We start from the raw sequence: 26,246 nt of genomic DNA, 5'->3' as shown, positions 1-26,246 counted from the left end.
GCTCTTTTTTTGTAAAGAAAAAAGCAATTCAGTTTGGTGGTTGATAAAAGAACGCATGTTCGCTTATAATATGATTCAAGAGAACAAGGAATTCGGACGAACTGCCTAGAATGAATACTAGGTGGGCAGCTAGATTAGTAAGAAGTCATCCGTATAAGGATATGGTAGAAAACGCAGTGCATAATGGTGAATAATTATACCAATGATGTCATGCGTTCACATATTCTCTATCACATCTGGACATAGCTTGAATAGAAGCGCTTGGAAAGACGAGGTCGCAGATTGGCAACTAAGATGAGCAAGCACGACTGCTAACTAAGCTGAAAAGGTGGATACAGTCGAATGGACACGGGTTATGATTCAATACTCATGGTGTGCATAGCAGCAGGCTTACTAATCTGGGGCTATGTTGGACTGAGATACTGGCTAGAGCAGCCACGACGACGCCAGATGGAAGCGATTCCCCTTAATAACGAGATTCAGCCCGGGCCTGCAGTCGATATACTGGAGAAGGCTGGTTATGAAGTGGTAGGCGGCAAGATGAGGATTCCGCTCGCTTTTCTTATCGACAAGGAGACGGTGCACAGTCGGCTATATATGGATTACATAGCTGTAATGGATGACGACACATATATGGTGAAGACCTCAAGACGCAAGCAGCCGATGGAATGGAGCGGACCAGAGATGAGGGATAAGTATCTATCGCTCATGCTGATCTATCCCAGCTGTGCAGGAATCCTGTATGTCGATACAGATCAGGAAAGCATCAAGCGAATAGTCCTTGCGGAGGACCATGACCTCGATATGTATGATACGGAGTAGAACAGAATGAACACGGGAGGAATTATATGAAAGGCCAACGACATATCAAGATCCGAGAGATTATTACGAATCAAGAGATTGAGACACAGGACGAGCTGGTGGATGCGTTGCGTGCTGCAGGATTTCAGGTAACGCAGGCAACGGTATCTAGAGATATCAAGGAACTGCTGCTCATCAAAATCCCCATGGATGATGGCAGGTATAAATACTCGCTTCCGACGGACCAGCGTTACAATCCCGTACATAAGCTGAAGCGGGCCTTGGTAGATAACTTCCTGCATATTGATATTACGGGGAATCTGATCGTCATGAAATGCTTGCCTGGTACGGCAAATTCGATTGCAGCTCTGCTGGATAATATCGAATGGCCTGAGGTCATGGGAACGATCAGTGGCGATGATACGATTTTGATCATTTGCCGTACAGATGAGAATAGTGTAACTGTCCGGGAACAGATTATGGCTTATATTTCCTGACACGCTAGAGGAGGACTAGACTTTGCTGGTATTATTGTCCATACGTAATTTGGCTGTTGTTGAATCGGTAGATGTTCATTTTCATCAGGGCTTTCATGTCCTTACCGGAGAGACCGGCGCAGGTAAATCCATTATTATAGATGCTCTAGCTTTAATCGCAGGCGGGCGGGCGACTGCAGATCTGGTTCGCTTCGGCTGTGAGAAGGCGGAGATGGAGGCCCTGTTCGAGCTGCCCTCCAATCATCCGGTCTGGCATACACTCGAGCATCTTGGTATACAGGGCACCCCCGAGGAGCATCTGCTTATAAGAAGGGAAGTTACCGTCCAAGGCAAGAGCACATCCCGGATTAACGGACAAATGGTGAATCTGAGCATGCTTCGTGAAGTCGGCGAGCAGCTGGTGAATATTCATGGTCAACATGAGCACCAGAATCTGCTGCGGCCTGACAGCCATCTGGCGCTGCTGGATACATACGGGGAGCCAACCATCGGACCCGTGAAGCAGCGCTATAGACAGCAATATCAGTCCTTTGTACAGGCGGAGAGGGAGCTTAGGGAGCTGCAGGCTTCTAGCCAGAAGTCATTTCAATTACTTGACATGTATCGTTTTCAACTGGAGGAGATTGCTGCAGCTCAGCTACAATCCGGTGAGGATGAATTATTAACCGAAGAACGGGTCAAGCTATCTCATAGTGAGAAAATGATGGGAGCCGTGGCAGGAGCGTACGATCTATTGCATAGTCGTGGATTAGACGCGGCAAGTCATGCAGCCATCATGATACAGGATATTGCTTCGTATGACAGCAAGGAATTGGCGCCCATTGCGGAGCAGATTCAATCTGCTTTTTACCAACTGGAGGATGCAGCCTTTCAGCTCCGGTCCTATCAGGAGAATATTGAATTCAATCCAATTCGACTGCAGGAGATCGAACAGCGACTGAATATGATTATGGGACTAAAGCGTAAGTACGGCGAAAGTGTTGAGCATATATTGCAATATTACCAGCAAATTGAGCAGGAGACGGATACGCTGGAAAACAAAGATGAGCGGCTGGACCAGTTAACTAAGCGTCGCGACGAATTGCTACATGGGCTATTAAGCACCGCTGATGAACTTACACAGGCTAGAAAGATGATCGCTGGAGAATTAGCGGCACAGGTCGAGCAAGAGCTCAAGGATCTGCAAATGGGACGAACATCTCTGCAAGTACGCATTGAGCCTATGGAGGATCCGAGAGGCTATGAATGGAATGGACGAAGATTGCGTCCAACCAAGCAGGGAACTGATAATGCAGAGTTCCTGATCTCGGCCAATCCGGGTGAGCCGATGCGGCCGCTCAGCAAGATTGCTTCTGGTGGCGAGATGTCCAGAATTATGTTGGCGCTGAAGAGTATATTTGCTCGGCACGATCAAGTGCCAGTACTAATCTTCGACGAAGTTGATACCGGAGTCAGCGGAAGAGCGGCACAGTCCATTGCGGAAAAGCTGTTCCGTCTGTCTTCGATCTGTCAGGTGTTCTCCATCACACATTTGCCGCAGGTAGCTTGCATGGCTGACAGTCAGTATTTAATCGAGAAGAACATATCCGATAATCGCACCATGACGCATGTAGAGGAACTGTCTGAGCAGGGCAGAGTCAAGGAGTTGGCCCGAATGCTGGGCGGTGTCGAGATCACTGAAAAAACCTTACATCACGCGCAAGAAATGCTCAATTTGGCTGCAGCCAAAAAGGAGGAAAACAGGCACCGGGACAATGATTGACAGTAATAAAAGCCTGGGGGCGAGGTTACCTTATAGGTACGCAATTGGCGACGACCTTTTCTCGTCAAGCGAAAGAAGCAAAGGGAGCGTGACAGCCATTGAATTTCAACTCCAGGAACAACCTGCCCGGTCTTTTGCTTGTCCTGCTATTATGTATGGTGGGTATCCTCATGTCCCAGCACGGTACTGCATCTGCCGCAGCAAGTTCTCATAGTGCGAGTACGTGGGGGACCATTCCGAAATTATTATTACAACATTCCAGTGGAAGAGCCGAGCTAAGCCGACTGCCAGAAATAAAGGTGTATCCTGGTGGACAAACAATTGGTGTCAAGGTAAAATCTGACGGCATCCTGGTCGTAGGACATCATCTGGTCAAAGGCGATAAAGAACCATTATCTCCCGGTGAAGCTGCTGGCATCCGACTTGGAGATCGGATCACACGTATTAACGGTACAGTTCCAGATAATCTGATGTTGGTATCTCAGGCAGTAGAGCAGGCTGGAAAACAGCATATCCCGCTTCAAATTACTTTGCAACGTGGCAGTGAACGTATACAGACTAAACTGATGCCGGCTTATGACCGTGAGGACAAGGCATGGCGCCTAGGTTTGTACATCAGGGATTCTGCAGCAGGGGTAGGAACGCTGACCTTTTTTGCTCCTGATCACGGTGTATATGGGGCACTTGGCCATGTCATTACAGACATGAATACGCAGACCCCAATTGTCGTAGGTAGTGGTCAAATTGTACAATCGAATGTAACCTCCATCTCCAAGAGCCAAAATGGAGAGCCAGGCGAAAAACGAGCTCATTTTATGAAGAATAATAAGGTCTTAGGCACGATTGAACGTAATACGCAATTCGGCATATTTGGTAAAATGGCACTTCAGCCTGAGCATAGCCTGTATAAGCAACCCATACCGGTAGGTTGGGCGGAGGAAGTAAAGGAAGGTCCAGCTGAAATATTGACGGTTGTTGACGGTCAGTCCATTCAGCGCTTTAAGGCAGAAATCGTTCATGTAGCCAATCAAGGCTCACCGGCAACGAAGGGTCTGGTAGTTCGCATTGTTGACTCCAATCTCATTGCAAAGACTGGTGGCATCGTGCAGGGAATGAGCGGTAGCCCTATTATTCAGAATGGCAAGCTCATCGGGGCTGTGACTCATGTATTTGTGAATGATCCTAAGTCCGGTTATGGATGCTTCATCGAATGGATGCTACAGGACGCAGGCGTAGTTACTCACAAGCAAGGAGCACTCAAAAATCTTAAGGCGAGCTGATGCCTTAAGATTTTTTTTGTCGAAATGCTACAGATAAGATCGAAATTTCAAATAAATTATTTATTATAAAACAAGTAGCGAAAAAAATAAATAAAAATAATTTTCGACAGAAGGAATTCAATAACTAATGTCGAAACTATATACTCCGAAGAAAAATACATGATAACCCAAATTCCTGTCAGAGAATAAAGGAGGAAGCACATTGCAAAAAATCGAAGTTCTGTTGGCTGATGACAACCGGGAGTTCACGAATTTGCTTGCTGAATATATATCGGATCAAGAAGATATGGAAGTAACGGGTATCGCCTTTAACGGTGAAGAAGTACTACAGCGGATTGAGGAGCTGCATAAGGTTCCTGATGTGCTGATTCTGGATATTATCATGCCTCATCTGGATGGACTTGGTGTCCTCGAGCGCTTGCGCGAGATGAATCTTTCTCCTCAGCCCAAAATCATTATGCTGACAGCTTTTGGGCAAGAGAATATTACACAGCGAGCTGTCCAACTAGGAGCATCTTATTATATCCTCAAGCCATTCGATATGGAGGTACTGGCGAACCGCGTAAGACAGCTGGTGGGTCTGCAATCTGTAAGCTCGGCTTCAGCTTCGATCTCCAATCTGAAGTCGAATGTGGTTCCAATGGGCAAAACCAAAAATTTGGATGCGAGTATCACCTCCATCATACATGAAATCGGCGTACCTGCGCATATTAAAGGATATCAGTATCTACGTGAAGCGATCACGATGGTGTATAACAACATTGAGATCCTGGGTGCCATCACGAAGACCTTGTATCCAGCCATTGCAGAGAAGTTCAAAACAACGCCAAGCCGCGTTGAACGTGCCATCCGCCATGCCATTGAGGTAGCCTGGACACGTGGTAACATCGACTCCATCAGCCACCTGTTTGGCTACACCATCAACATCAGCAAGTCCAAACCTACGAATAGCGAATTCATCGCGATGGTTGCTGACAAGCTGAGAATTGAGCATAAGGTGAGCTGAAAGGATTAGCTTCAACGCATAACATTGAAATATATATTTCGGTCTTTTATTTGAGTTTTTTGCTCATCAATAGAACCCGTCAATGATGGTTAGAATGTCTAAGCATCATTGACGGGTTTTTAGGTTGGGTACTGGCTTACTTTCTTACGAACACAGAGTATCTTTCTGGATTTGCAAAACCTACTTTTCCAGCCAGTCGAATAGAGGCCGTATTATGAATATCGCAGTCCCACTTTGGTGTTAACTCTCGCTGTAGACACTCCATTATAAAAGCTTCTGCGTTGTGCTGAGCCAGTCCTTTACCTCTAAACTGATCATTTGTCGCAATATCTACTTCTGCAAAGGCTGTGGATGAGAAAATGGAGATACATTCACTGGCATGTACGAAGCTTTGAGTAATGTCACTCTGAGTTATACAATAACCGAAGCCTTTTTCCAAAAAACGTTCTACTGAGCCCCAATATGTGATTATATAACACTCATTAAAGTCACTACTGTGCCGGAGGGTATCCTCATGGATCTGTTTACATTGAAAATCGCTCGCTAACCTTGAAATGCTTCTCCTTACAAAGTCGCTCTCATTAAAACGAAAAGAGTACCTTTGTAGTGACCTTAGTTCTCCCGCAAATAATTCATTAATCCTGTCATCCCATGCCTGGGTCGGAGAAAATAGAGTGAATCTCTGGTTAGAATTCTTTCTCTGCATAAATATTTGTACAAGTAGGTCAGAAAAGTGATCATTTTGTTCGTCCCCCACAGCTACATATATACCTGAATTAGTCCCGATCAATAAGGAACCCTCGTCGCTAACGATATTTCCAGCAATATAATTATCTAGTACAGAGTAAGCAAAAGTAGGGAGAACCTGATCCTTATTTTCTTCAATTATATTCCTGCCGATCATAACCACGTTCTCTAACATATCCAACAAGCTTTCTTTCACGATGCAGCGTTAAATATTCATTTTCTATGGAGCTTCATTGCACTGGGCAAAGCTATAAATGTACAACTGTACAACAATTACCTGATGTCACTGAGGTGTATCCATTGATCCAGAATCTGCTCCGCATCCTGTTTTAGTAGATCCACGCGGTAGTTGAGTTTTTTCTTGCGAAGCTTCTCCTCCAGTACATCAATGATGTGAAGCAGATCTATCTGGAACAGCTTCTGTTGCTCCTCTAAAGGCAGCTCACCCTCTGCTCTTGTAAAATGACGTGTGATCTCCAATTTGAGCTCCCCTTTACGGGTGGATAGCTTTCCAACATCATATTTTGACCTGATGAAGTGTCCTTGCTCAAAACCTTCCGGAACGTCACTTGATTCATGAAAATACTCATAGCGTAGTGAAGGCTCTGTTTCGTCATGATGGCTAAAATAGCAGGAGATGCCGAGGTAGCTAAAAGAATCCCCGTACAATTCTGGGCGCATATGCTCATCCAGCAGACTTCGCAGTGAACTCAAACGATCAATGAATGGTTGGGCTGATCGCTGATAGTTCCCTGAGCGTACTAATCGCAACGGATTCTTCGGAAGTCGGTTTCTCTGGGAGTCCAGACTTGGCATTCCATAATCTGTTCGATCACTGCCATCAGAGATGACATAGCTATCTTTGTGTTTGCTCCAGCCGCGAGTACACCCCTCAAGCTCCTGGAAGGTACGTGTGCGCAGCTCCGTATAATAAGCGCCGTTGATCCATTTTTCCGCGATGGCTTCTACAGGTGTCAGGTCTTGACCCCAGCCTATGATGGCCAAGGCCTCACACACCCGTACAAGCTCATTCCATTCAATAATGTTCGTATAGTGGAAGAGCCGGTGGTATTCTGCGATTAGCTGCGTCCGAAGCTCGTTCACGTCAGAAGCCGCTTGAATCTGCTTCGTAAGTTCCTCTAGTGTGTCAGTTGCGAAGATGGATTTAATCATAGAGTTCTCCTTGAAAAAATGCGATATTGTAGAATAAAGTGGATGTTGAATTCCGTTGTATTAGTGTATCATATAAAAACTGGGATTTTTTTGATTTTTGCAATACTATCTAACTATATCTATATCTATATTTCATATTTCCATTGTAATGTTATAAGTGCCAAGTAAGGCAGAACTTATTTCCAGAGTAATACAACGGATACATTTATTTATTTATTTATTTATTTATTGGTATCGCTGTGTATAGTCTCGTTTTTTTGGATTGGCACATGCCCAAGAAAGACAAAGTAGAGCTTCAAAATCATTATGAATGTGCTACATTCTCTAGTGCATATGTTCTGAGGCACTTTGGAATACAGGCTGATGGTAATCGAATTATACAAAAAATTCCCTGGGAAATTATTGGATGGTACAGTTAAACCAGTTGTCCTTTTGATTCGTGTATTTGCTGAACAGCGCTACTTACATTTCGTTCCGGTGTAGGCTACGATGAAGAGTATTTTTATTTAGCAGATTCCTTAAGCCACACCATAAAGAGCAACGAAGCACACTACAACAGAAAAATCTTAATTCGTGATCTGGAGGTGCTGTGGAGAACATGGTTACCTTTTTGCCAAAATTCATATTCGTGATACACCCAAGGCAGGTTTAAGATGAAAAAGGCAGGGCCGTGAGGTGGAGCAATCCTTAGCGTAAGAGAGTTGCATTGCCATTACTTCGTCTAACAAATATAGTAGGAGGATTAATATATGGAGAGAATATATCTATCAAAACCTTCAATGCATTTGAAGGATGAATATTTGGACTTTTATCAGGAATGGATACAAAGTGGCGAAATGATAGTTCCCTGGGTTGTTAGTAGAGATCCATCTACATTTGAAGAAATGATAACATGGCTGAATGATAATGAAAGAGGGGTACACCTTAAGGAAGGCTGGGTTTCAAATTCGACGTATTGGTTAGTTGCGCCAAGCCATAGAATTTTAGGTGCAGTAAACATAAGACATGAGTTGACGGAATTTTTGATCAGTAGTGGCGGGCATATTGGATATGGAATACGTCCATCAGAGAGAAGAAAAGGCTATGCGACTCAATTATTGTATTTATCCTTGAAAGAAGCAAAAGCCTTAGGGATAGAAAAAGTTCTTGTTGTGTGTGATGAGGCTAATGTGGCTTCAGCACGAATTATTATTAGTAATGGTGGAATTGCAGATACGGATTTTATTGAAGAGGATGGGAACGTAATTAAGAGATATTGGATCGACAATTGAAACAGAACGGTCAATTAGGAGGCCTACAAGGAGGCTGTTGATCAGGCTATGAGGGAGCGTAATTTGATTCGGTTATTTTATTACACAGATGATACTTTTAATCGTGTTAGTGAATAGATAAGGAGACGAAAGTTGATGAAGTTGAAGTTATTATTTCTCAGTGTGATCATGGTTATTCTTTTATGCTCGTGCACTACTCGTGAAGCAGCCGTCGTTGTCGTTCAAGAACCAGATACGGGAATTGCTGAACTCGATACTACCATACATAAGTATTTCCAAAGCTTTAATCATATTAATGAGTGGAGCGCATATTCTTCAGATGATTTTGTCAAACAAGTGTATTGGTTGTGCTCAGGAGATACAACCGAAACCAAAACAATTGAAGAAATGAAAGCTATTATTGCTGATATAAATAAACACAGCTTACAGCTTAATGAATGTAAACTTGATGAAGTTGAGAAGGTCAGTGCCGACCATGTAAATATCCATGTCACTAGGGCATGGGAAAATGGAGAGACTGATCAAACTTCATATTCTATTATTAAAATGGATGGAGAATGGAAGTTCGATCAAAGATTTTAAATTGGTTAAAGAATCTCCATTCTAATTATCTTGATTGGAATCGCTCTGGAGAAAGGATACATCCCTTCAGTGAAAATGACGATGGAACATTAATGACGAATTAACTGTGTTGAAAAGGTAAGAGACCCGCAAACATCAGCATGGGAGTGATGGGAATGGAGATTAGAGCAGTCAAGGAATTGACATCTGCGGATTGGCTTGAACTCGGTAATTTCGGCTATAGGTCCATTCAGAAATATGAACTTACGAAACAGGAAGCCCAAGGCTCCTTCAGCATGCATCTAAGCTTGATCGACCTGGAAGCTGTGTATGAGAAAGTAGAAATGAACGACGAGGAGGATCTGGCACGCTATCAGGAAATGCTGCAGCTGGGATATTCATTCGGTGCATATAGGGATGGAGGTCTCATTGCCCTGGTCATTGCAGAGCCGCAGCACTGGAATAACACACTGATGATCTGGCATGTCCAGGTGCATAAGACGTACCAACGACAGGGATACGGTAAGCTACTGATCGATCAAGTAAATGATATGGCTCAGGAAAAAGGGTTCAGGGCAACAACGATCGAGACACAGAATACGAACGTTCCAGCCATTCATTTTTACAGACACTGTGGTTATCAGATTGAAGGAATAGACATCTCGTTGTACTCGAATAATCGTAACCATGACGATGAAGTAGCTATTTATATGAGAAGGCCTCTGAGTAGAACGAAGTAACGCAAGCAGGGGAAATGAAGAGCAGAGAGATTTCACCGAGGAGAATCCAATGATAACCATAAATAATCTACATACCCAACCGTCCAGTCGCTATGAGGAGCTTGATCCTGAAAAAGAAGGAAATAAGAATACGAAATTTGCAGATATAATTATTGATGGAAAATCCCTTTATGAAAGACTTAAAAAGCATGATATGGTCCCGTCCTTAGGATGGGGAGTTGAAGAATATCAGAAGCTACTAATTCAATATTTTTTGCTGGAAAAGCCACATCCGCAAATGTATTACAGATATCCCATCCTTGTATGTCCTTGGTGCGGTGACGAAGAGTGTGGTTACATCTCAGTGAAAATTGATCGAGAAGGTGACCTTGTCATCTGGAAGGATTTCAGGTTAGAGCCAGATACGAAGCAGATCCATGTAGGGCCCTTCTATTTTGAATGGGAGCCATATCAGAAGGCCATTCGTGATACGCTCGGGATGGGCGATAATCAATAATATATTTGGAAGGGTAAGTTGCTCGAAATCTTCTAAGCCTTGCTCCTAAAATTTTGCATAGAAGGAAATTTGGGGTATTCGCAGCAGAAGATAAGAAGCAGCCAAATGCAAGTGGGGAGACGGGTTTTACCCAGTATGGCTTAGATATTATCGCTGCAGGAGTCTCAGCGCTGATTATCAATACTATGCATAGTCTGGAGTACTTGACAGAAGAGCTTATGGAGGCAGATCTCCAAAAAAACTATTGTAAATGTATTCTGCCTGACCTACAGACCAAAAATCGGGGGAGTAAAGAAGCTACTGTCTTGTTACAGTCACTCGAAATTGGAATCCATAGTCTGCAAAATACATATGGAGAGAAGTTAATAACTATTGAAAAAATATACGAAAAACAAAAAGCAGGGTTGTTCAAATTGTTTAAATGAACCATTTCATATTTAGCAAGCACCATGACCGAATATTATTTGAGGTTAAATGTATGAGGAGCGCAGAGGTCAGCGGAAAGCAGGGAAGCCCTAGAGAAACGAAGTGCTCGCCTTTAAGTTTGTTGTTCAACTACTTTACATCAAAGATCAAAGAAACAACAAGCTTAACAGCGGTCGACAGGGCTCCCTGCTTGCAGCGGCTCTATACTCATTTGATCTGTGTAAGGCACTGTAGTCCTCATAGAATACAAAAAGGAGCTTCATACATGGCTTATACGATACAAGGATTCATATTAAGGGAGTCTAGCTTCCCAAGTATTCAAGCAATGCTACCCTATAAAAATATATGCTTAGCAACATTAAAGGAAGGGATGCTATTGATCCCGCTGACCGATGAGCTATATGATGAGATTCATGTGTGCGCAGCTAACGACATTGAAGGCTTCGACTGCTTAACAGATACACTGCTAAAGTTGCTGAGTGAGCTCTCCCGTGAGATTGATATTGGCTATATTGAAGCTGAATATTTTGGTGGAACCGGGTATCAGAATGGATTGCTGTATCGAAATTCAGCGATGACTCTACAGTATGTACAGGAGCAAGACGCTATTAATAAAGTGCTGCTAGGCTTGGGAGTTGTAAAGGCTGAGCCTCAAGATGAATTTGCTACAGTGGGACTGGACAAACACAGAAGTAACGAGGGCTGGGCACAAAAGCAATGAAGCAATGAAGCGATGGAGCAATGACTATGCATGATTGCCATTAGGCATTGCGATTACAAACCAAGGGGAGATCAATATGAATGTTAAAATTCATGTAGTAGAGGATAACGAGGAGCTCCCATTAGATTTATTACTTCTGGCAGATCCATCGGAGAAGATTGTAAGAGAATATGTCGGTAGAGGTACTTGCTATGTCGCCACATGGTTGGAGGAGATCATTGGAGTATTTGTACTGCTTAGAACCAGACCGGAGACCGTTGAAATTGTAAATATTGCCGTGCGAGAAGATTATCAGGGAAAAGGGATAGGTAGACAGCTTGTGGAGCAGGCAATAGCCAAGGCGAAGGAGCAAGAAGCCACAACCTTAGAGATCGGAACCGGGAATTCTAGTATACAGCAGCTAGCTCTCTATCAGAAGTGTGGATTCCGGATTACGGGAATAGATCGGGATTTTTTCGTAAGACATTATGATGAAGAAATCTACGAGAACGGAATTCACTGTCGAGATATGATCAGATTGAGCATGGATCTGTGAGTAACGAGTCAATCATAAGCAGCTCGCAGCAGCTTTATACTCATATTTGAATGGTCCAGGTATTAGAATCTAGTTATCCAAGCAAAAAAAGGAGATCCACATGCATAAAGATGATTTTGGCAATCGAATGAAGGGCTATGAGAATATTTTCAGACAGACTCTACCGCAAAGACTTCCGGTAATAATCCGCATCGACGGCTCGCACTTCCACACTTATACTCGTGGGATGAACAAGCCATTTGATGAAGGACTTATGCAGGCGTTCTGGGAGACGTGCAAATATTTAGGGCAGAACATTATGGGCTGTAAATTGATCTACCACCAAAGTGATGAAATCTCGATCCTGCTGACCAATTATGATAAGTTAACCACGCAATCATGGTTCGAGAATAATCTGCAAAAAATCGTATCCATATCAGCCTCAATGGCGACAGCCAAGTTCAATGAGGTGATCACGAAGACCCATCCAGATAAGCCACTGGCTACCTTTGATAGCAGGGCGTGGGTGCTGCCTCAGGATGAGGTCGCCAATTACTTTCTGTGGAGACAACAGGATGCTACCAAGAATAGCATTTCCATGGTTGCGCAGGCTCATTTCGCGCATGAGGAGCTTCAGGGTCTGAATGGGAAGCAACTGCAGGACAAATTATTCGTCGAAAAGGGTATTAACTGGAATGACCTACCGATCTGGCAGAAGCGCGGAGTATGCATTACCAAGCAAGACTATAATAAAGGTGGAGCCATCCGCCGCAAGTGGGAGGTTGACCTGGATACACCAATTTTTAGCCAGCAACGGGACTATATTGATCAACACATCTATATCACGAAGGATGAATGATTATGGAATGCGTTATTTTCATTGGGATCCAGGCTTCGGGAAAGTCCACGTTCTATAAAGAACGATTCTTCACCACACATATGAGGATCAATCTGGATATGCTGAGGACGAGGTATCGTGAGCACATATTTGTCGATGCAGCCTTGAAGGGGAAGCAGGCATTTGTAGTGGATAATACCAATCCAGCAGTGGCTGATCGACAAAAATATATCGCTGCTGCCAAGGAGCATGATTTTCAAGTGGTTGGTTACTACTTTCAGCCGGATTATGAGCTATCTATACACCGAAATGAACAGAGACAAGGGAAGGCGAAAATCCCTGAGATCGGTATCAAGAGCACTTTGAAGAACTTGCAGATTCCTTCTTATGCTGAAGCGTTTGACGAACTATATATGGTAAGATCATTGGATAATGGATTTGAAGTCACAGACATGATTCAGGAGGACCTAGAGTGAGATTGTTGTTAATAGGAATATCGTTGCTGTGCCTACTGCTAGCTGGCTGTACTAAAGATGCTAACCCTGACAATGCTAACAACACAGAGCAAGTAAAGGTAAATGATGCGACCTTGTCCAGTCCAGCATTAGAGAGTGAACAAGAACAGGTCGATGAAGGTATGGCGGATACAGAACAAGAGGAAGCTGAGGCAGGCCAAGCTACAAATATTGCTGCAACGGAAGAGGAGAAGGAATTCATTCAGCGCTTCTATGGCGATTGGACCAGTAAGGAGCAAGAGGATGTTTCTTTGCGACTAGTGGATGGCAAGGAAGAGATCGGCGTGAAGAATGGACAAATGTTAACTGTTGCTGATTTTTCAGTTACTGAGATCAATGCTGAGGAGCAATGGATCGTCATCCACGGATATTCGCAAGAGATCTCCTATGATGAGGAGATTGACAAAGTCGAGTTCACGAGCAAGCTGTACTTACAGAACAATGGAGAAGAGCTGTTGTATGTCTATGATTACCTCGGTGAAAGCAATGAAAGTCTGTGGGGTAAATAGAACATATCATGAGCGAATTATTGAATCTATTATCGAGCGACAAGCATGACTTTGAATGAGGACAACTGATATCCATGTATAATTATAAATTTACCAAAATGAATGATTTCACAGACCAGCACATTCAACCTATTCGTGAGCTAGAGCAGCATTGTAAGACATTAGACCAGTCTAGCCTAAGAGTAGGCATTGATAGTCTTAAGGAGAAGGATGGCGATGAGGCTTATCTATGTCATCTCAATGATGAGCTGATTGGTTTTCTCAGCTGGTATAGCTCGGATGGTACAGAAGCCAATGTGAACGCTATGGTCCCGGCATATAACTTTGCGGATTGCGAATGAGCGCGATACGGAATTTATGGTTAGGTGTTTGGCCGATGCCTTTGGAGATACGGAAATCTGGACGAGGAACTATCTCAGTCGCACTTCGGAAGCTACACGTGTGACATACATAGCTATGAAGGGCATCTCGCTGATCGGCATGATTCGAGTCAATCATCTTAATCCCGCCACGGCAGTTATTCATGACTTCTGCGTACTGCCAGCTTGTCAGGGTCAAGGGTATGGTCGTGAAATACTGATGAAGGTTGTGACACTACTACTGGAGCAAAAAAAGACCCCAATTCGGCTCGGGGTAGTCACAGAGAATAGACATGCCCTACAGCTATATCAGACGGTTGGATTCGAGATTGTAGCAGAGTATCAATATTATGTGATCCCCATTCATGACCTCTAAAGTTATTAATATGAGGAATTGCAGGTGCCACGAGATTTAAGTACTGGGAAATGTATAAGGGGACAGTACTTGCTATAGTATTTGCAGATAGAGTTGGATTGGCCAGTATGCGGCCTAATATCCTAATGGAGCTGAGCAGATGGACGTAATACAATTTAAAATAGAGCCCTCACAGGAGTCGGATTATACCGTCTTAAATATCTACGTGAATCAACAACCGTTCATTGAATGGGTAAAAAGCTACGAAATGCAGTTTGAACCGGATATTGCTGGCGGGTACGAGGGATTAGACATAGAGGATTTGGTAGATATTGAAGGACATTTCCTAGGCAGACTTACAGAGGACGATCGATTCAACATGGAAGGCAAGATACAGCTTCTGGGCTGCAATTGCGGAATACCGAGCTGCTGGCCCTTCTTGGTCAAGATCACTGTACATGAAGATACTATTGTCTGGAGCGACTATGAGCAGCCATATAGAAATGAGGAATCAGCGGGCGGGCACTGGGATTATTCGAAGCTTGCTCCGCTGGAATTCGATAGGCGGCAATATGGGGAGGAGCTACGGCATCTGACGGATATGCTCGAAAGAAATGGTTGAATTGCAGAATTTTCTTCATAAATAGATTAGGTAAGATAATCCTTTTTAAGTGCACATGGGAGTGATCATATGGCTGACAACAAGAGTGGTAAGAGCTTCCATCTATCTGCGGATCAGATCGTTAAGCGGTTGATTCCCATGAAGGAAGTGGCGCCCTAGTGCTGGATACGGAATGGGAAGAGCCTAGTGAGTAGTAATAATACAAGAGAAGGATTAAAGAATTTATTACAATTGTGAGATAAAGCGTGTTGAACAGGATGTATACTAACGAAACCGTGGTTTTGTGCAAGTGTGGTTGTTAGACTGCTAGAAAGTCTTATAGATTTTATATGAGCTTATGCGAGGAACTAAAATGTTGTTTATAGTAAAATTAGACCCACTAACAAATAGTCGATGGGTCTATTGTGTGACTTATCACTTGTTACTAAGTTCTTCACGAAGTGCACGCTGCAGTACTTGGGAGAAGTTAAGGCCAGCATCCATTGCAGCTGTATTCAGGTCTTCTGGGATCGTTAGGTTTTTGCTCACGTATCTAATTTTTTCGTTTAGATTAACAGTAGCTACGATTGTACGCTGGCCAGTAGTGAGCTCCAGTTCATTAAGAGGTGTAGCAGAGGGAATTTCTTCTTTATCTTCTAGCCGACTTTCAATAGTGAGTTTTAATACTTCATTTGCTCGTTTGACAGCTTCCTCAATAGTATCAGCTTGTGATAAAGCTTCCTCTAAGTCGGGAAAAGAAATTTCAATATGTTCTCCTGAGAAACTTAAAATCGCAGGATAGGTGTAGTTCTTCTTCATTCACTAATCATCCTTTCTGTATTAGCAATTAATTTCCATGTGTATTGCAACATCCTTAACTGGATGGGTTATTGTAACTTTTCCTTTAATTGTAGGGTGTTTAAATTGGAAGTGATCGCCCACAGTATGTACAAGGTACCATCCACTAGCTTTCAAGATTTTAATTATCTCTCTTGAAGAATAACCCTTCATTCCTGTTACTCACCTCTGTAAATATTATAACGCGCATTGATGCGCGTTTCAATTGTTTTATGCACAGTTATGAGTAACAACTGGGCAGAATGATTATTCCTGACTGTACTTAGGGAATATTAAATAGTTGCTTGTGTAGTGTTCTACCAAGTGAATGGATTATAGTAGGAGTGTGAAAAATGAATTTGAAGGAAAAGTTAATTGAAATCAAAGAAAATAGCTATCAACCACCCCAAGACACTTTCCAATTGATACAAGAAATGATGGAGCATATCGGTTCTTTGGATGCCCAGCTACGTGATGAGCTCATTTATACAACCTTATCCAACTGGATTCCGGGTAATATGCTAACAACCTATGAACTCGAACAACTCTTATCCATTGTTTTGGATGATGACCATTTGCTGTATAGGCTTGGTGAAACAAATACAGATTCAGTCTTTACCCGATCATTCTCTATGCTAGTGATACCACTCCTCTTGATGAGGCATAAAAAATTTCCATTTCTCTCAGGTGAGCGTATTCATCTGATAAAGGAGAAGGTATTTTACAATATACAGCAAGAGCGAGATTACCGTGGGTATGACGAAGAAAAAGGCTGGGCTCATGCGATAGCCCATGCAGCAGACGCTTTAGACGATTTGGCCCAATGTTCTGAATTGAATGAGAATGACCTCCTAGCCATCCTCGATTTGGTTTACGAAAAGATGACCATAACAGATCGAGTGTATTCCGACGGGGAAGATGAAAGAATGGTAAGATCTATAATCAGTGTTTTAAATAGAAAAATGCTTAGTCAGACTGCTGTAGAAGAGTGGATTCAAAGCTTTGGTGATGTGGAAAAGCCCTCAGAGTTTCTGCTTGCCTTTAAGCAAAAAAATAATATAAAGAACTTTTTGAAAAGTTTATATTTTCGAATTAAATTTTACAAAGTGGATGCTGATCTCTGCCCAATTATCGAGCATACTTTATATAAAGCAGAACAAGTATACTATTCCTAATTAAGTACGGGGAAAGTACTCTTACTTGCCTGTCTCTACTCCAAATACAATAAAGGCAAACAGTACCATGCAGAAGACTGTTTCTCTTAAAGGAAAAGCCAGTGTACAGTACGAGCGGTCGCTTGATTATGCGAGCACCTCGTGTGTCACTGGCTTTCTTGTATTCTCTTAATGATTATGATGGGCATGCGCATCCGGGGCATCGGCTTTGAGGGTGCATAGAACAGAGCTATCATGCATGTGCTTCTCGGATTCCACCTGGAGCGTGACGTGCTTAATGTCCTTGTGCTCCAGCATATGCTCAATCTTGTGGATCAGAGCTTCCGTTCCATACACATCCATGCTTCCATCAACGACGATATGTGCCGTCAAAGCATTGTAGTTGCTGGTAATAGACCAGATGTGTACATCATGCACGTCTTGGACCCCATCCACCTGCAGGATCGTCTGCACAATTTCCTCCATATTTACACTTTTCGGTGTACCTTCCATCAGTACGTGCAGGGATGATTTGGTGACAAAGAAGCCACTGCGTAACACAAGCACCGCAACAATCACGCTTGCAAGCGGATCAGCCCAGCCCCAGCCAAAGAACATCATCAATAACGCTGCCGCAATCGCACCAATGGACCCCAGCATATCGCTGATGACATGTAGGTAGGCGCCACGCATATTCAAGTTTTTCTCGGTATCACTCTTACTCATCATCATCCAGGCCACCACAATGTTAATGAGCAGCCCAATAACACTAATGATCAGCATGCCAACGGTTGCGACTTCTGGCGGGTTGGCGAATCTTTGAATTGCTTCATAGAAAATGTACAATGCGATGCCAATCAGTGTGACACCGTTTAGTACGGCAGCCAGAATCTCAAATCGTCTGTAGCCGAAGGTCTTCGTGGCATCTGCAGCTTTACCCCCGAAGGTGAAGGCCAATAGGGCAACTCCAAGTGCAATGGAATCGGACAGCATGTGACCAGCATCCGAGATCAGGGCCAGACTGTTCGTTATAAATCCTCCAACAGCCTCAATGAACATGTAACCCGTGATGATGATGAATGAGAAGAGAAGTATTTTCTTGTTACTGCTGTGATTATGACTGTGTGCATGGTCGTGCCCGTGGTGCTGTCCAGACATAGAGATTCATCTCCTTTAGTATGTAGGTGTAACATGAGTCATAATGTGGAAAGTTATAAGTAGAATTTAAATAATAAAATAACACATGAGCAATTGTTCATATGTTTTTGATATCCACATTATATGACGCTCTACTCGCAGTGTCAACGCATCTATAAAAAATATAGAGAATAGAATCTAATTGAGAGGATTTTCACTTAGGAGTTCATACGCTATACTGTGTACTACGGTAAAAGGTAGAGAATACGCGGAATTTGGAGCAGGAGAGGGCTAGCATACTGATGAAGAGAGTACTTGTAATAGAAGACGAAAAACCTTTGTCCCGCTTTATCGAGCTGGAGCTCCAGCATGAGTCATTTGAGGTGACGGTAGCCTATGATGGATTAACGGGGCTAGAGCTTGCGACCTCATCCGAATAGGATGTGATCCTGCTGGATCCCATGCTCCAAGGCTTGGATAGCATGGAGGAATGGTCCTTCAGGGTATTGGAAATTCACATCATGTACTTGAGCTGTGGACACTGTACCTATCAGAAGGATGTATTTGTTGGGATGTGCGATTATTCATGGATTGGGATTAATTTAGTTATATCCATATTAGGAGACATACGAAAATGAATGTAAAGAAGATATGCAACAGACTACGAGAACATGGAGTTCAACTGACAGAGGGTCTGACACAGGATGAAATTCAGCTGATTGAGACTACATACCAGATAGATTTCCCCCCAGATTTGAAGGAGCTATTGCAGCATGCATTGCCTAGTGGCGATAAATTCCCCAACTGGCGGGACTTTTCGGAGTCGAATGTTCATAGCCTTCGTACCCGCTTGAAGTGGCCGTTAGATGGCATGCTGTTTGATGTCGAGCATAATAATTTTTGGCATCCATCATGGGGAAGCAGACCAGACAATGTAGCTGCTGCAAAGGAAATCTGCATCCATGAATGCAGGAGCGTGCCGAGACTCATACCGATCTACTCTCACCGCTACATTCCTTCCACTCCCACGGAGGCAGGGAACCCAGTATTTTCTGTGTATCAGACAGACATCATCTACTATGGAGAGAATCTTGAGGAATACTTGAAGGTAGAGTTCGGGGAAAAGCCATACAACCTCATCGAATTTGATAGAATCAAGCGTATTCCGTTTTGGACAGAGCTGGTAGAAGAATAGCACCAGAAGTAGAGTTAGGAGTAGAGATGGGGGACATAGTACGAAGCATAATCCTTCTTCCCTGGAATAGTTATTACTAATCACGCTATTTCATAATCGGCTCGTCTATGCTTGGACCGTTAGGGAGGGGAAAAGGATGAATATGCATCCGGCTCAAGCTTATGCTACCAGCGTCGATGTCTGTACTGTCACAACCTTTTGGGCACTGGCCGAAGCACTTATTCCGAACACGCCAGCGCTCGCCGTCTATGGGGCTGAACAGGTGCCTGGGGCAGCTGAATTATGCATTCACGAATATATGATCTGGGAGCTGGATCATGCCTTCTCGGTAGTGATTGGCCTCGGGCCATCGGTTATACCGCTATCAAGACCAACGGCTCATCTGCTCAATTCCGGAGCTGTACAGTTTACGCAAGCGCAGCAGACAGAGTGCCCACCGAATCCACAGATTTGGGGTATTAGCCCGTTTGCATCGTTAACACCAATGGATCGTATTCGTGTGCTTTCTATGCTGGAAGAGGTGCAGATCGACCTGGGTGACTTACCGCTACCGTACACCTACAATGGTGGCTGGGTCAGGTTCATGGTGAGTATCCTGAACAGACAACTGATGTTCGGCAACTATTCGGAGTGGAACGCCTATGGAAGTACTCGATTGTTGACGCCTACCAAGCGAAGACTGGAATACTTTCCGATAAGCTGGAGGCAGGTGAAATACCCTGGTGTACAGCCGGGCTACCGCGTGTTCATGGGGTATGAGCTAACGATCGTTCGGGAAGGGGGGACATCCACAGTTGTATCCAACTGATTCGGCTTTCGATACGGACGTTATTGTTATTGGCTCTGGAGGCGGAGGAGGCGTAGTTGCCAAGGAGCTTGGGGAACTGGGACTAAAGGTGCTCGTGCTTGAAGCAGGCCCCTGGATTGGTAACAAGAAATGGCCGCATCCCAATAGTGACCGTGGCGGTGAATGGAGCTCCAGTTATCAAGATCTGGATGTAGGCATCTATAAGGACATCTATAACGCCTATGAGAACAATATGAACGATCTGATCTCTGGCGTATTTCGCTTTGGCCCAGCTGATCGAAGTCGTGTTCCCTGGAATCGGGTGACGCCGCAAAAGGGAGCGATCTGGCAAATTGCTGGAGTTGGTGGGACGACTCAGCATTACTGGAGTCAATCCCCTCGTGCATTTCCGGCGGCGGTTGATGGAATATGGCCCATCAGCTATCGTGAGCTAATGCCCTACTATGAGCGTGTGGAGGCAACGCTGCCAGTACAATTTTCACCAACGACTCCCAAGGAAGAGCTATTCTATTATGGAGCGAAAAAAGCAGGCTGGACGCTGAATCCCACCCTGAATGTGACTACACCTGGCTATCGTCCCAACCCTAATGCTATATTGCCGGTCAATGAGCATCTCATGGACCCGAACTATTCATTGGAGCAATTATCCCATATGGAAGGCTGCACTTTGAAGGGGAATTGTGTGAATGGCTGTAGTGTTGGCCCCTCCGTAGATCGAATTGCCAAGCGTGGCACCTTGGTCAGTTACGTTCCTCTTGCATTGAAGACCGGAAATGTAGCTATTCGTCCCAATTCGTATGTCTTCAAGATTCTGACCGGACATGATGCACAAGGTGGAGTTCGGGCCACAGGTGTACAGTTTCGGGATACGTGGACGGGTGAGATAGGGGAGCTGACAGCCAGGACGGTCGTCATGGCAGCAGGCTGCATCGAATCGCCGCGTCTATGGCTCAATTCGGAACTGCCGCATAATGAATGGGTAGGTAGGGGACTTACGAATCACTGCTTTGACTGGGTAGGAGGCGTCTTCGATGAACAGGATCTGATGAAGATCCTCGGCACGAATGATGTCTATCCGTATGCTGGACACACCTCGGGCGCCAGAGTGGACATTCCGGGAACGGGTATTTTCCAAGTGTCCTGTCTGAGTCCAGGCTTAATGTCTTATTTGACCTATGGTTTTAGTGAAGCGGGCTATGATGCTTTGAATCCACCTGTGCAGGGAGAGCCATGGGATATTCGGGGCAGAGTTGTCGGTCCGCAATTGAAGGAATTGATGATGAATTACAACCGGACGATGACGATGCTACTGCTCACCGATGACGAGACACAGTACCATAACAGAGTAGGCATTGACCCCATTCTGAAAGACGAGCATGGCCCGATTCCGGTCATTCATTACAGGCCGAGCATCAAGACATTACAACGACGAGACCAGCTGGCCAAGTACGCTTCAGAGACCTTGCGGAAGGCGGGAGCGAGAACGATTATTCGATCCGACACTCCTTTCTCCTTCATGCTACATCTGGAGAGCACGATGCGAATGGGATTTGTGACGGATAGTCAATGTGAAGCTTACCAGGTCAAACGGCTATTCATTGCGGATAATAGTGTGCATTTTAATGGCATTGGTGGCCCAAACCCGACATTAACCACACAAGCATTAGCCACCAGAACAGCCGAGGCCATTGCACACAAATATTTTTCCTAATTGCCTGCACCAACGACAAAATACATGACCATGCCTGCGAGCACCAGCAAAAGCCCCAGGACGATCGCCTTCCCAACCGTTCGCATCAGCTCACCACTCTCTAGGAGATTGAACAGAAACAGAAATATATCAGTATTTCAGTATACACATGCTTGCCCTTCATCCATACTCTGACTCCATCATCATGAATAATGTTCAGCCAAGGAAAAGCATACGATAGAAGTTAAGCGGCAGCCTCACCCTTTGGTGGGGCTATTTGAAGTTAAGTTGATTTTTGCCTCTGCATAAATTAGTAAAAAAAGGACATTTTAAGCTTAAGCTTGGAGTACAGGGGGTGAGAAGGATGAGACGGGGTAAAAAAGATCCTTTCGAAAAAAAGTTGAAGGGACTGGAATCTGCAATACATGTGGATATTTCCTCCCAGATGGATGAGAATATTGATCTGCTGAAGCAACAATTTGCTAATTGCTCTGATCTAGTCATACGCCGATTGCAGGTCCTTGGATCGATGCCTGGAGTTGCCATCTATCTGGATGTATTGGTCGATAGTGAAATGTGGGATATCGGTTTTTTGCAGCCTTTAATGCTACAGGACCGATCCCATGTCGAGAGTCCGGCCCAGTTGTATGAGCTGCTAGGTCACAAGCTGGCATCCACGGTACAGCCAGAAATGATTCGCAATATGGGGAATATTATACAACGGATTGTCAAGGGAGAAATTATCCTGTTCGTCGATAGCTTCTCAGAAGCCTATGCCTTCAAGATTGGAAACAAACTGCACCGGAATCTGGAGGAGCCGACGACCGAAGCAATCATTCGCGGACCTCGCTTCGGCTTCATTGAGAAGCTGGACATCAACATTGCCATACTGCGCCAACGACTACGTACCCCAAGGCTTAAGATGGAAAGAATGAGTGTGGGTAGTCTGTCACATTCCGATATCGCGATTGTATACATAGAAGGCTATGCAAAACAGAGCGTGGTTGATGAAGTAAAGAAGCGCATCTCCAAGGTTGATATGGATAGTGTACTGGAGTCGGGATATCTGGAAGAGTTCATTGACGACCATCCCAATTCTCCTTTTCCGACCATTCAATCTACCCAAAGGCCGGATGTAGTAGCAGGCTCTCTGATCGAAGGAAAGGTCGCTGTGCTGATCGACGGTACACCCATGTCGCTTGTGCTTCCCATCACCTTTTGGTTCGGCTTCCAGACAGCCGAGGACTACTATATGAGCTTCATATTCGCAACGATGCTTCGCTGGCTGCGTTATATGTTTGCTTTTTTAGCGATGGCACTGCCTGCCATGTATATAGGGATAACCAGCTTTCAGCAGGAAATGATTCCGACCTCTCTTGCGCTTAGCCTTGCAGCAGCCAGGGAGGTCGTACCATTTCCCGTTATGGCGGAGGCACTCATAATGGAGATTACCTTCGAGGCACTTCGCGAGGCGGGTATTCGCTTGCCACGCCCGGTCGGTCAGACGATCAGTATCGTTGGAGCACTGGTTATTGGACAGGCTGCGGTTCAGGCTGGCATCATATCTGCTCCTATGATCATTGTGGTTGCCACGACCGGGATTGCTTCATTTCTCATTCCCAATCCTGGCATGAGTCAAGCCATTAGCCTGATCCGATTCCCGCTCATGATTCTGGGGGCAACCCTTGGCTTATATGGGGTGGCGGTTGGCTTGCTAGCTGTGCTCATTCATCTGGTCAACATGAGCTCCTTCGGGACAGCTTATATGACACCGATTGCGCCATTTCAATGGGCGGGCTTGGCTGACTCTATTATCCGTGCCCCATGGAGAGTGCTACGCAAACGACATCACTACAGTAAGCATCGAATGGATTAAGGAGGAGATGGGATGGCCCGATTACCATTAGTCCTGCGATTTTTACTGATATTGTTGATACCGGGCATGATTACGGGCTGCTGGGACCGCAAAGAGATGGATGAATTAGCGCTTGTCATGGCGAGCGGCGTTGATCTGACAGAGGATGGGCAGTTGGAGATCACTGTTCAGATCGCATTGCCAACAGGAATTCCCAGTGCTGTAAAGTCTGGTGGACAAGAGAAAAAGCCCATTATTGTCCTATCCTCCAAAGGAAGGAATTCATCTGACATTCTAGGTAAAATGCAACTGCAAATGTCGCGTACCATTCATTTTGGGCACCGGAGCGTCATTGTCTTTGGGGAACGATACGCCCGAAAAGGGGTGAATCAGGTGCTAGATACCTTTACCCGACTGCCTGAAAGCCGGTACAACAGCTATGTACTGACAGCAAAAGGGGCAACTGCCAAAGAAGTTCTGTCAACTCCGTACCTTCCTGAGCTGATTTCCGGTATCGGAATGGCCAAGATTCAATCCAACAACATCAGCTTTGGTGTGAAAATTGATCAATACGCATCTGCACTTGCAACCGAGGGAAGGTCAGCTACCACAGGTGGGATTCGGTTGATGGAGCAGGACCCCTCCAATAGGACGTTCATCATTGACCAAATCGCAATGTACCAGGGTAATAGGCTGGTGGGCTTCCTCGAAGGGGAAGAAGCGAAGCTGCTACGCTGGTGGTCTGAGCAGAAATACAAGACAAGATTTACAGTAAGAGTCGAGCCGGAAAGTCAAAGATATAAAGGCATTATCGGAGTGGAGCTCGTTGACAGCAAGAAAAAAATACACTTGAATATCCGGGACGGTATGCCTGAATTCCGAATTGAACTCAAGTCAACTGTGCGAGCTGTGGATAACGACTCCAGTCTGGACGTAACCCAGGAGGAGAATATGCGAAAGATTGAAATGCTGCTGTCCACACAGATCACGCAGGACATGGAGGGGTTGCTTCGGCATATCAAAAATGAACTGAAATCCGATATCTTCGGATTAGGTGAAATCGTACATCACAGGCGGCCTTACATCTGGAAAAAATTGAAGTCTCAGTGGATCGATGTGTACCCGACGACCCCTGTGCAAGTGGTGAGTAAGATCAAGATTGTACGTACCGGGAAGACTGAAAAGCCTGCACATGCAGGTAGTTCGAAATGATTAACGAAGCAGAGGCGGTGAATGAACAGTGAAGATGGAGCTAACAGGTATTCAGGTATTCTGGATGATCATGACGATGAACTTGGGGATGAGCCTGGTGATGACAATTACACCTGCTTTGCAAGTCGACTCTCAGGATGCTTGGATGTCTATCATTGTTGCTTGTGGCATCGCCATGCTCGTAGCCCTACTAGCTACCCAGGCATCCAAGCTGCAGCCCGCTCTAACTCTCGTAGAGTCCAGTCAGAAGATCCTGGGGTCATGGCTCGGCAAGCTGGTGATTGTCACGTACATTATTCAGTGGTACACCATCATCCCGATTGTGCTCCGTCAGTTCTCTGATTTGGCTCAAGTCATGCTGCTGCAAAAGACACCTAAAGAAGCGATCATTGCCTTGATGGTGCTTCTGATTGTATATGTGACCTACATAGGGGGGATTGAGGGAGTTGGACGATGCAGCGAATTTTTGGGCCCCATCATATTGATCATGGTAGCCGTGGTGCTAGTTGCGAATATTTTTAATGTTCATGGGAGTCAGATCCTACCGGTCTACGCAGACAGTGGCATGCTGAAGATTGTGAAGGGAGCCTTTGCCCCTGCGTCCTATCTGGGACATTCCATAGAATATCTAATGCTGGCTTCGTTCGTGAAACAGCAGCCGCATAAGTCTTCCTACGTATTCTGGGCTGTACTATTGGCTAGCTTCATGGTGCTCGTTACGACCGTAACTATAATTTGTACCATTGGAAGTACGCTGGCCTCTACGATGTGGTACCCTTTTTTTGAGTTGGCTCGAAAAATCTCACTCTTCGGCTTTATTGACAATTTTGATGCTGTGCCTGTCGTGGTCTGGATTGCGAGTGTCTTCATCAAATTGTCCGTCTATTTCTTCGTTGCCTGCTATGGAACAGCCAAGTTCCTGAATATTCGTAACTGGAGAAATCTAATATGGATCCTTGCCCCGGTGATGTTTGCGTTCGCCTTGATTCCACAGGATGTATCGCAAGCCTCCACCAATTATCTGATCAACTATTGGGTGCCGATCGCGCTACCAATCAACATGCTCGGGTTGCCCCTGCTGCTGCTGGTAGTTGGGAAGTGGAGACAACGCAGGAGGAAGACTCGTTCTCGCCATGCATAATGATCATGCTACAATCAGCTTATACAATTCGTGAGGAGGAAAGAT

General features: G+C 44.8%; 30 protein-coding genes and 1 pseudogene. 26 read left to right on the top strand and 5 right to left on the bottom strand.

The features are described from left to right. The first annotated feature begins 342 nt into the window (after positions 1–342). From D328_RS0117710 to spo0A, 5 genes are all read left to right on the top strand, one after another. Positions 343–822: a hypothetical protein gene (locus tag D328_RS0117710; RefSeq protein WP_018886372.1), complete on the top strand. Its 480-nt coding sequence runs from the start codon at positions 343–345 to the stop codon at positions 820–822. Between the two features lie 26 nt (positions 823–848). Continuing rightward, positions 849–1,298: a transcriptional regulator AhrC/ArgR gene (gene ahrC / locus D328_RS0117705; protein WP_018886371.1), complete on the top strand. Its 450-nt coding sequence runs from the start codon at positions 849–851 to the stop codon at positions 1,296–1,298. A gap of 22 nt (positions 1,299–1,320) precedes the next feature. Continuing rightward, the gene (gene recN / locus D328_RS0117700; protein ID WP_018886370.1) at positions 1,321–3,060 is read left to right on the top strand and encodes a DNA repair protein RecN; all 1,740 of its coding nucleotides are present in this window, start codon (positions 1,321–1,323) and stop codon (positions 3,058–3,060) included. A gap of 98 nt (positions 3,061–3,158) precedes the next feature. Beyond that, complete coding sequence (gene spoIVB / locus D328_RS0117695) at positions 3,159–4,340, top strand: SpoIVB peptidase (protein ID WP_025681658.1); 1,182 nt, start codon at positions 3,159–3,161, stop codon at positions 4,338–4,340. Positions 4,341–4,542: 202 nt separating this feature from the next. Beyond that, positions 4,543–5,346: a sporulation transcription factor Spo0A gene (gene spo0A / locus D328_RS0117690; RefSeq protein ID WP_018886368.1), complete on the top strand. Its 804-nt coding sequence runs from the start codon at positions 4,543–4,545 to the stop codon at positions 5,344–5,346. A gap of 136 nt (positions 5,347–5,482) precedes the next feature. Here spo0A and D328_RS0117685 read toward each other — a convergent pair whose 3' ends face one another. Together D328_RS0117685 and D328_RS0117680 are read right to left on the bottom strand one after the other, a co-directional pair. After that, on the bottom strand, positions 5,483–6,268 hold the full coding sequence (locus D328_RS0117685) for a GNAT family N-acetyltransferase (RefSeq protein WP_018886367.1): 786 nt from the start codon (positions 6,266–6,268) through the stop codon (positions 5,483–5,485). A 98-nt stretch (positions 6,269–6,366) separates the two neighbouring features. After that, positions 6,367–7,266: a hypothetical protein gene (locus D328_RS0117680; protein ID WP_018886366.1), complete on the bottom strand. Its 900-nt coding sequence runs from the start codon at positions 7,264–7,266 to the stop codon at positions 6,367–6,369. Between the two features lie 749 nt (positions 7,267–8,015). Between D328_RS0117680 and D328_RS0117675 the strand changes: the two genes are divergently transcribed. The 13 genes from D328_RS0117675 to D328_RS30360 all read left to right on the top strand — a co-directional run bounded on the left by D328_RS0117675 (position 8,016) and on the right by D328_RS30360 (position 15,193). Further along, positions 8,016–8,537 (top strand): GNAT family N-acetyltransferase, encoded by a 522-nt coding sequence (locus D328_RS0117675; RefSeq protein ID WP_018886365.1) that lies wholly within the window; start codon positions 8,016–8,018, stop codon positions 8,535–8,537. A gap of 135 nt (positions 8,538–8,672) precedes the next feature. Further along, the gene (locus tag D328_RS0117670) at positions 8,673–9,119 is read left to right on the top strand and encodes a hypothetical protein (protein WP_018886364.1); all 447 of its coding nucleotides are present in this window, start codon (positions 8,673–8,675) and stop codon (positions 9,117–9,119) included. Between the two features lie 155 nt (positions 9,120–9,274). Then, positions 9,275–9,838, top strand: a complete 564-nt coding sequence (locus tag D328_RS0117665) for a GNAT family N-acetyltransferase (RefSeq protein ID WP_018886363.1) — start codon at positions 9,275–9,277, stop codon at positions 9,836–9,838. Positions 9,839–9,887: 49 nt separating this feature from the next. Next, on the top strand, positions 9,888–10,334 hold the full coding sequence (locus tag D328_RS0117660; protein WP_018886362.1) for a hypothetical protein: 447 nt from the start codon (positions 9,888–9,890) through the stop codon (positions 10,332–10,334). Positions 10,335–10,387: 53 nt separating this feature from the next. Beyond that, positions 10,388–10,759 (top strand): ribosomal-processing cysteine protease Prp, encoded by a 372-nt coding sequence (locus D328_RS31905; RefSeq protein ID WP_018886361.1) that lies wholly within the window; start codon positions 10,388–10,390, stop codon positions 10,757–10,759. 377 nt (positions 10,760–11,136) lie between these two features. Further along, positions 11,137–11,481 carry a hypothetical protein gene (locus tag D328_RS0117650; protein WP_154659159.1) on the top strand — a complete coding sequence of 115 codons (345 nt, stop codon included), beginning with the start codon at positions 11,137–11,139 and terminating at the stop codon, positions 11,479–11,481. A gap of 76 nt (positions 11,482–11,557) precedes the next feature. Then, positions 11,558–12,016: a GNAT family N-acetyltransferase gene (locus D328_RS0117645; protein ID WP_018886359.1), complete on the top strand. Its 459-nt coding sequence runs from the start codon at positions 11,558–11,560 to the stop codon at positions 12,014–12,016. 100 nt (positions 12,017–12,116) lie between these two features. Continuing rightward, positions 12,117–12,854 (top strand): tRNA(His) guanylyltransferase Thg1 family protein, encoded by a 738-nt coding sequence (locus D328_RS0117640; RefSeq protein WP_018886358.1) that lies wholly within the window; start codon positions 12,117–12,119, stop codon positions 12,852–12,854. A 2-nt stretch (positions 12,855–12,856) separates the two neighbouring features. After that, positions 12,857–13,309 carry an ATP-binding protein gene (locus D328_RS0117635; protein WP_018886357.1) on the top strand — a complete coding sequence of 151 codons (453 nt, stop codon included), beginning with the start codon at positions 12,857–12,859 and terminating at the stop codon, positions 13,307–13,309. Then, a complete protein-coding gene (locus D328_RS0117630) occupies positions 13,306–13,857 on the top strand; it encodes a hypothetical protein (protein ID WP_018886356.1) in 552 nt (183 codons plus the stop codon). The genes D328_RS0117635 and D328_RS0117630 overlap by 4 nt, the downstream gene beginning before the upstream one ends. Before the next feature lie 74 nt (positions 13,858–13,931). Further along, entirely contained in the window at positions 13,932–14,198 is a 267-nt protein-coding gene (locus D328_RS0117625; RefSeq protein WP_018886355.1) for a hypothetical protein, read from the top strand. 16 nt (positions 14,199–14,214) lie between these two features. Continuing rightward, on the top strand, positions 14,215–14,592 hold the full coding sequence (locus tag D328_RS0117620) for a GNAT family N-acetyltransferase (RefSeq protein WP_154659157.1): 378 nt from the start codon (positions 14,215–14,217) through the stop codon (positions 14,590–14,592). Positions 14,593–14,731: 139 nt separating this feature from the next. Continuing rightward, positions 14,732–15,193: a hypothetical protein gene (locus D328_RS30360; protein WP_018886353.1), complete on the top strand. Its 462-nt coding sequence runs from the start codon at positions 14,732–14,734 to the stop codon at positions 15,191–15,193. A 414-nt stretch (positions 15,194–15,607) separates the two neighbouring features. Here the strand turns inward: D328_RS30360 and D328_RS0117605 are convergent, their stop codons facing one another. Both D328_RS0117605 and D328_RS30730 read right to left on the bottom strand, forming a co-directional pair. Then, positions 15,608–15,991 (bottom strand): type II toxin-antitoxin system HicB family antitoxin, encoded by a 384-nt coding sequence (locus D328_RS0117605; RefSeq protein WP_018886351.1) that lies wholly within the window; start codon positions 15,989–15,991, stop codon positions 15,608–15,610. Positions 15,992–16,012: 21 nt separating this feature from the next. After that, positions 16,013–16,183 carry a type II toxin-antitoxin system HicA family toxin gene (locus D328_RS30730; RefSeq protein ID WP_018886350.1) on the bottom strand — a complete coding sequence of 57 codons (171 nt, stop codon included), beginning with the start codon at positions 16,181–16,183 and terminating at the stop codon, positions 16,013–16,015. Between the two features lie 179 nt (positions 16,184–16,362). Between D328_RS30730 and D328_RS0117595 the strand changes: the two genes are divergently transcribed. After that, complete coding sequence (locus D328_RS0117595; RefSeq protein WP_018886349.1) at positions 16,363–17,184, top strand: DUF2785 domain-containing protein; 822 nt, start codon at positions 16,363–16,365, stop codon at positions 17,182–17,184. A gap of 168 nt (positions 17,185–17,352) precedes the next feature. Here D328_RS0117595 and D328_RS0117590 read toward each other — a convergent pair whose 3' ends face one another. Continuing rightward, positions 17,353–18,321 (bottom strand): cation diffusion facilitator family transporter, encoded by a 969-nt coding sequence (locus D328_RS0117590; protein WP_018886348.1) that lies wholly within the window; start codon positions 18,319–18,321, stop codon positions 17,353–17,355. Positions 18,322–18,602: 281 nt separating this feature from the next. On the opposite strand from D328_RS0117590, the pseudogene D328_RS31055 reads away from it, so the two are divergent. The 7 genes and pseudogenes from D328_RS31055 to D328_RS0117550 all read left to right on the top strand — a co-directional run. Further along, a pseudogene (locus D328_RS31055) lies at positions 18,603–18,737 on the top strand (DNA-binding response regulator); the annotation flags it as partial. 197 nt (positions 18,738–18,934) lie between these two features. Next, positions 18,935–19,495, top strand: a complete 561-nt coding sequence (locus D328_RS0117580) for an SMI1/KNR4 family protein (protein WP_018886346.1) — start codon at positions 18,935–18,937, stop codon at positions 19,493–19,495. Between the two features lie 136 nt (positions 19,496–19,631). After that, positions 19,632–20,303, top strand: coding sequence for a hypothetical protein (locus tag D328_RS0117575; RefSeq protein ID WP_018886345.1), 672 nt, complete (start codon positions 19,632–19,634; stop codon positions 20,301–20,303). After that, positions 20,290–22,014, top strand: coding sequence for a GMC family oxidoreductase N-terminal domain-containing protein (locus D328_RS0117570; protein ID WP_018886344.1), 1,725 nt, complete (start codon positions 20,290–20,292; stop codon positions 22,012–22,014). Before D328_RS0117575 ends, D328_RS0117570 begins: the two co-directional genes overlap by 14 nt. A gap of 343 nt (positions 22,015–22,357) precedes the next feature. Then, entirely contained in the window at positions 22,358–23,869 is a 1,512-nt protein-coding gene (locus D328_RS0117560; protein WP_018886342.1) for a spore germination protein, read from the top strand. Between the two features lie 12 nt (positions 23,870–23,881). After that, positions 23,882–25,060, top strand: a complete 1,179-nt coding sequence (locus D328_RS0117555; RefSeq protein ID WP_018886341.1) for a Ger(x)C family spore germination protein — start codon at positions 23,882–23,884, stop codon at positions 25,058–25,060. A gap of 34 nt (positions 25,061–25,094) precedes the next feature. Further along, entirely contained in the window at positions 25,095–26,201 is a 1,107-nt protein-coding gene (locus tag D328_RS0117550; protein WP_026281244.1) for a GerAB/ArcD/ProY family transporter, read from the top strand. Positions 26,202–26,246: the final 45 nt, after the last annotated feature.

The sequence above is a fragment of the Paenibacillus massiliensis 2301065 = DSM 16942 genome, from assembly GCF_000377505.1.
GTDB lineage: Bacteria > Bacillota > Bacilli > Paenibacillales > Paenibacillaceae > Paenibacillus > Paenibacillus massiliensis.
Note: the sequence above shows the minus strand (reverse complement) of the source record. Positions and strands in the feature narration are given on the sequence as shown.

Excerpts from the sequence above, each read along its gene's own strand:
- D328_RS0117555 (WP_018886341.1), top strand. The coding sequence starts at position 23,882 with ATGGCCCGATTACCATTAGTCCTGCGATTTTTACTGATATTGTTGATA.
- D328_RS0117635 (WP_018886357.1), top strand. The coding sequence starts at position 12,857 with ATGGAATGCGTTATTTTCATTGGGATCCAGGCTTCGGGAAAGTCCACG.
- D328_RS0117580 (WP_018886346.1), top strand. The coding sequence starts at position 18,935 with ATGAATGTAAAGAAGATATGCAACAGACTACGAGAACATGGAGTTCAA.
- D328_RS0117620 (WP_154659157.1), top strand. The coding sequence starts at position 14,215 with ATGGTTAGGTGTTTGGCCGATGCCTTTGGAGATACGGAAATCTGGACG.
- D328_RS0117640 (WP_018886358.1), top strand. The coding sequence starts at position 12,117 with ATGCATAAAGATGATTTTGGCAATCGAATGAAGGGCTATGAGAATATT.
- D328_RS0117550 (WP_026281244.1), top strand. The coding sequence starts at position 25,095 with ATGGAGCTAACAGGTATTCAGGTATTCTGGATGATCATGACGATGAAC.
- D328_RS0117660 (WP_018886362.1), top strand. The coding sequence starts at position 9,888 with ATGATAACCATAAATAATCTACATACCCAACCGTCCAGTCGCTATGAG.
- D328_RS0117665 (WP_018886363.1), top strand. The coding sequence starts at position 9,275 with ATGGAGATTAGAGCAGTCAAGGAATTGACATCTGCGGATTGGCTTGAA.
- D328_RS0117590 (WP_018886348.1), bottom strand. The coding sequence starts at position 18,321 with ATGTCTGGACAGCACCACGGGCACGACCATGCACACAGTCATAATCAC.
- D328_RS0117670 (WP_018886364.1), top strand. The coding sequence starts at position 8,673 with ATGAAGTTGAAGTTATTATTTCTCAGTGTGATCATGGTTATTCTTTTA.
- D328_RS0117575 (WP_018886345.1), top strand. The coding sequence starts at position 19,632 with ATGAATATGCATCCGGCTCAAGCTTATGCTACCAGCGTCGATGTCTGT.
- D328_RS30730 (WP_018886350.1), bottom strand. The coding sequence starts at position 16,183 with ATGAAGGGTTATTCTTCAAGAGAGATAATTAAAATCTTGAAAGCTAGT.
- D328_RS0117605 (WP_018886351.1), bottom strand. The coding sequence starts at position 15,991 with ATGAAGAAGAACTACACCTATCCTGCGATTTTAAGTTTCTCAGGAGAA.
- D328_RS0117675 (WP_018886365.1), top strand. The coding sequence starts at position 8,016 with ATGGAGAGAATATATCTATCAAAACCTTCAATGCATTTGAAGGATGAA.
- D328_RS0117710 (WP_018886372.1), top strand. The coding sequence starts at position 343 with ATGGACACGGGTTATGATTCAATACTCATGGTGTGCATAGCAGCAGGC.
- D328_RS30360 (WP_018886353.1), top strand. The coding sequence starts at position 14,732 with ATGGACGTAATACAATTTAAAATAGAGCCCTCACAGGAGTCGGATTAT.
- D328_RS0117595 (WP_018886349.1), top strand. The coding sequence starts at position 16,363 with ATGAATTTGAAGGAAAAGTTAATTGAAATCAAAGAAAATAGCTATCAA.
- D328_RS0117560 (WP_018886342.1), top strand. The coding sequence starts at position 22,358 with ATGAGACGGGGTAAAAAAGATCCTTTCGAAAAAAAGTTGAAGGGACTG.
- D328_RS0117625 (WP_018886355.1), top strand. The coding sequence starts at position 13,932 with ATGTATAATTATAAATTTACCAAAATGAATGATTTCACAGACCAGCAC.
- ahrC (WP_018886371.1), top strand. The coding sequence starts at position 849 with ATGAAAGGCCAACGACATATCAAGATCCGAGAGATTATTACGAATCAA.
- D328_RS0117680 (WP_018886366.1), bottom strand. The coding sequence starts at position 7,266 with ATGATTAAATCCATCTTCGCAACTGACACACTAGAGGAACTTACGAAG.
- D328_RS0117685 (WP_018886367.1), bottom strand. The coding sequence starts at position 6,268 with ATGTTAGAGAACGTGGTTATGATCGGCAGGAATATAATTGAAGAAAAT.
- D328_RS0117645 (WP_018886359.1), top strand. The coding sequence starts at position 11,558 with ATGAATGTTAAAATTCATGTAGTAGAGGATAACGAGGAGCTCCCATTA.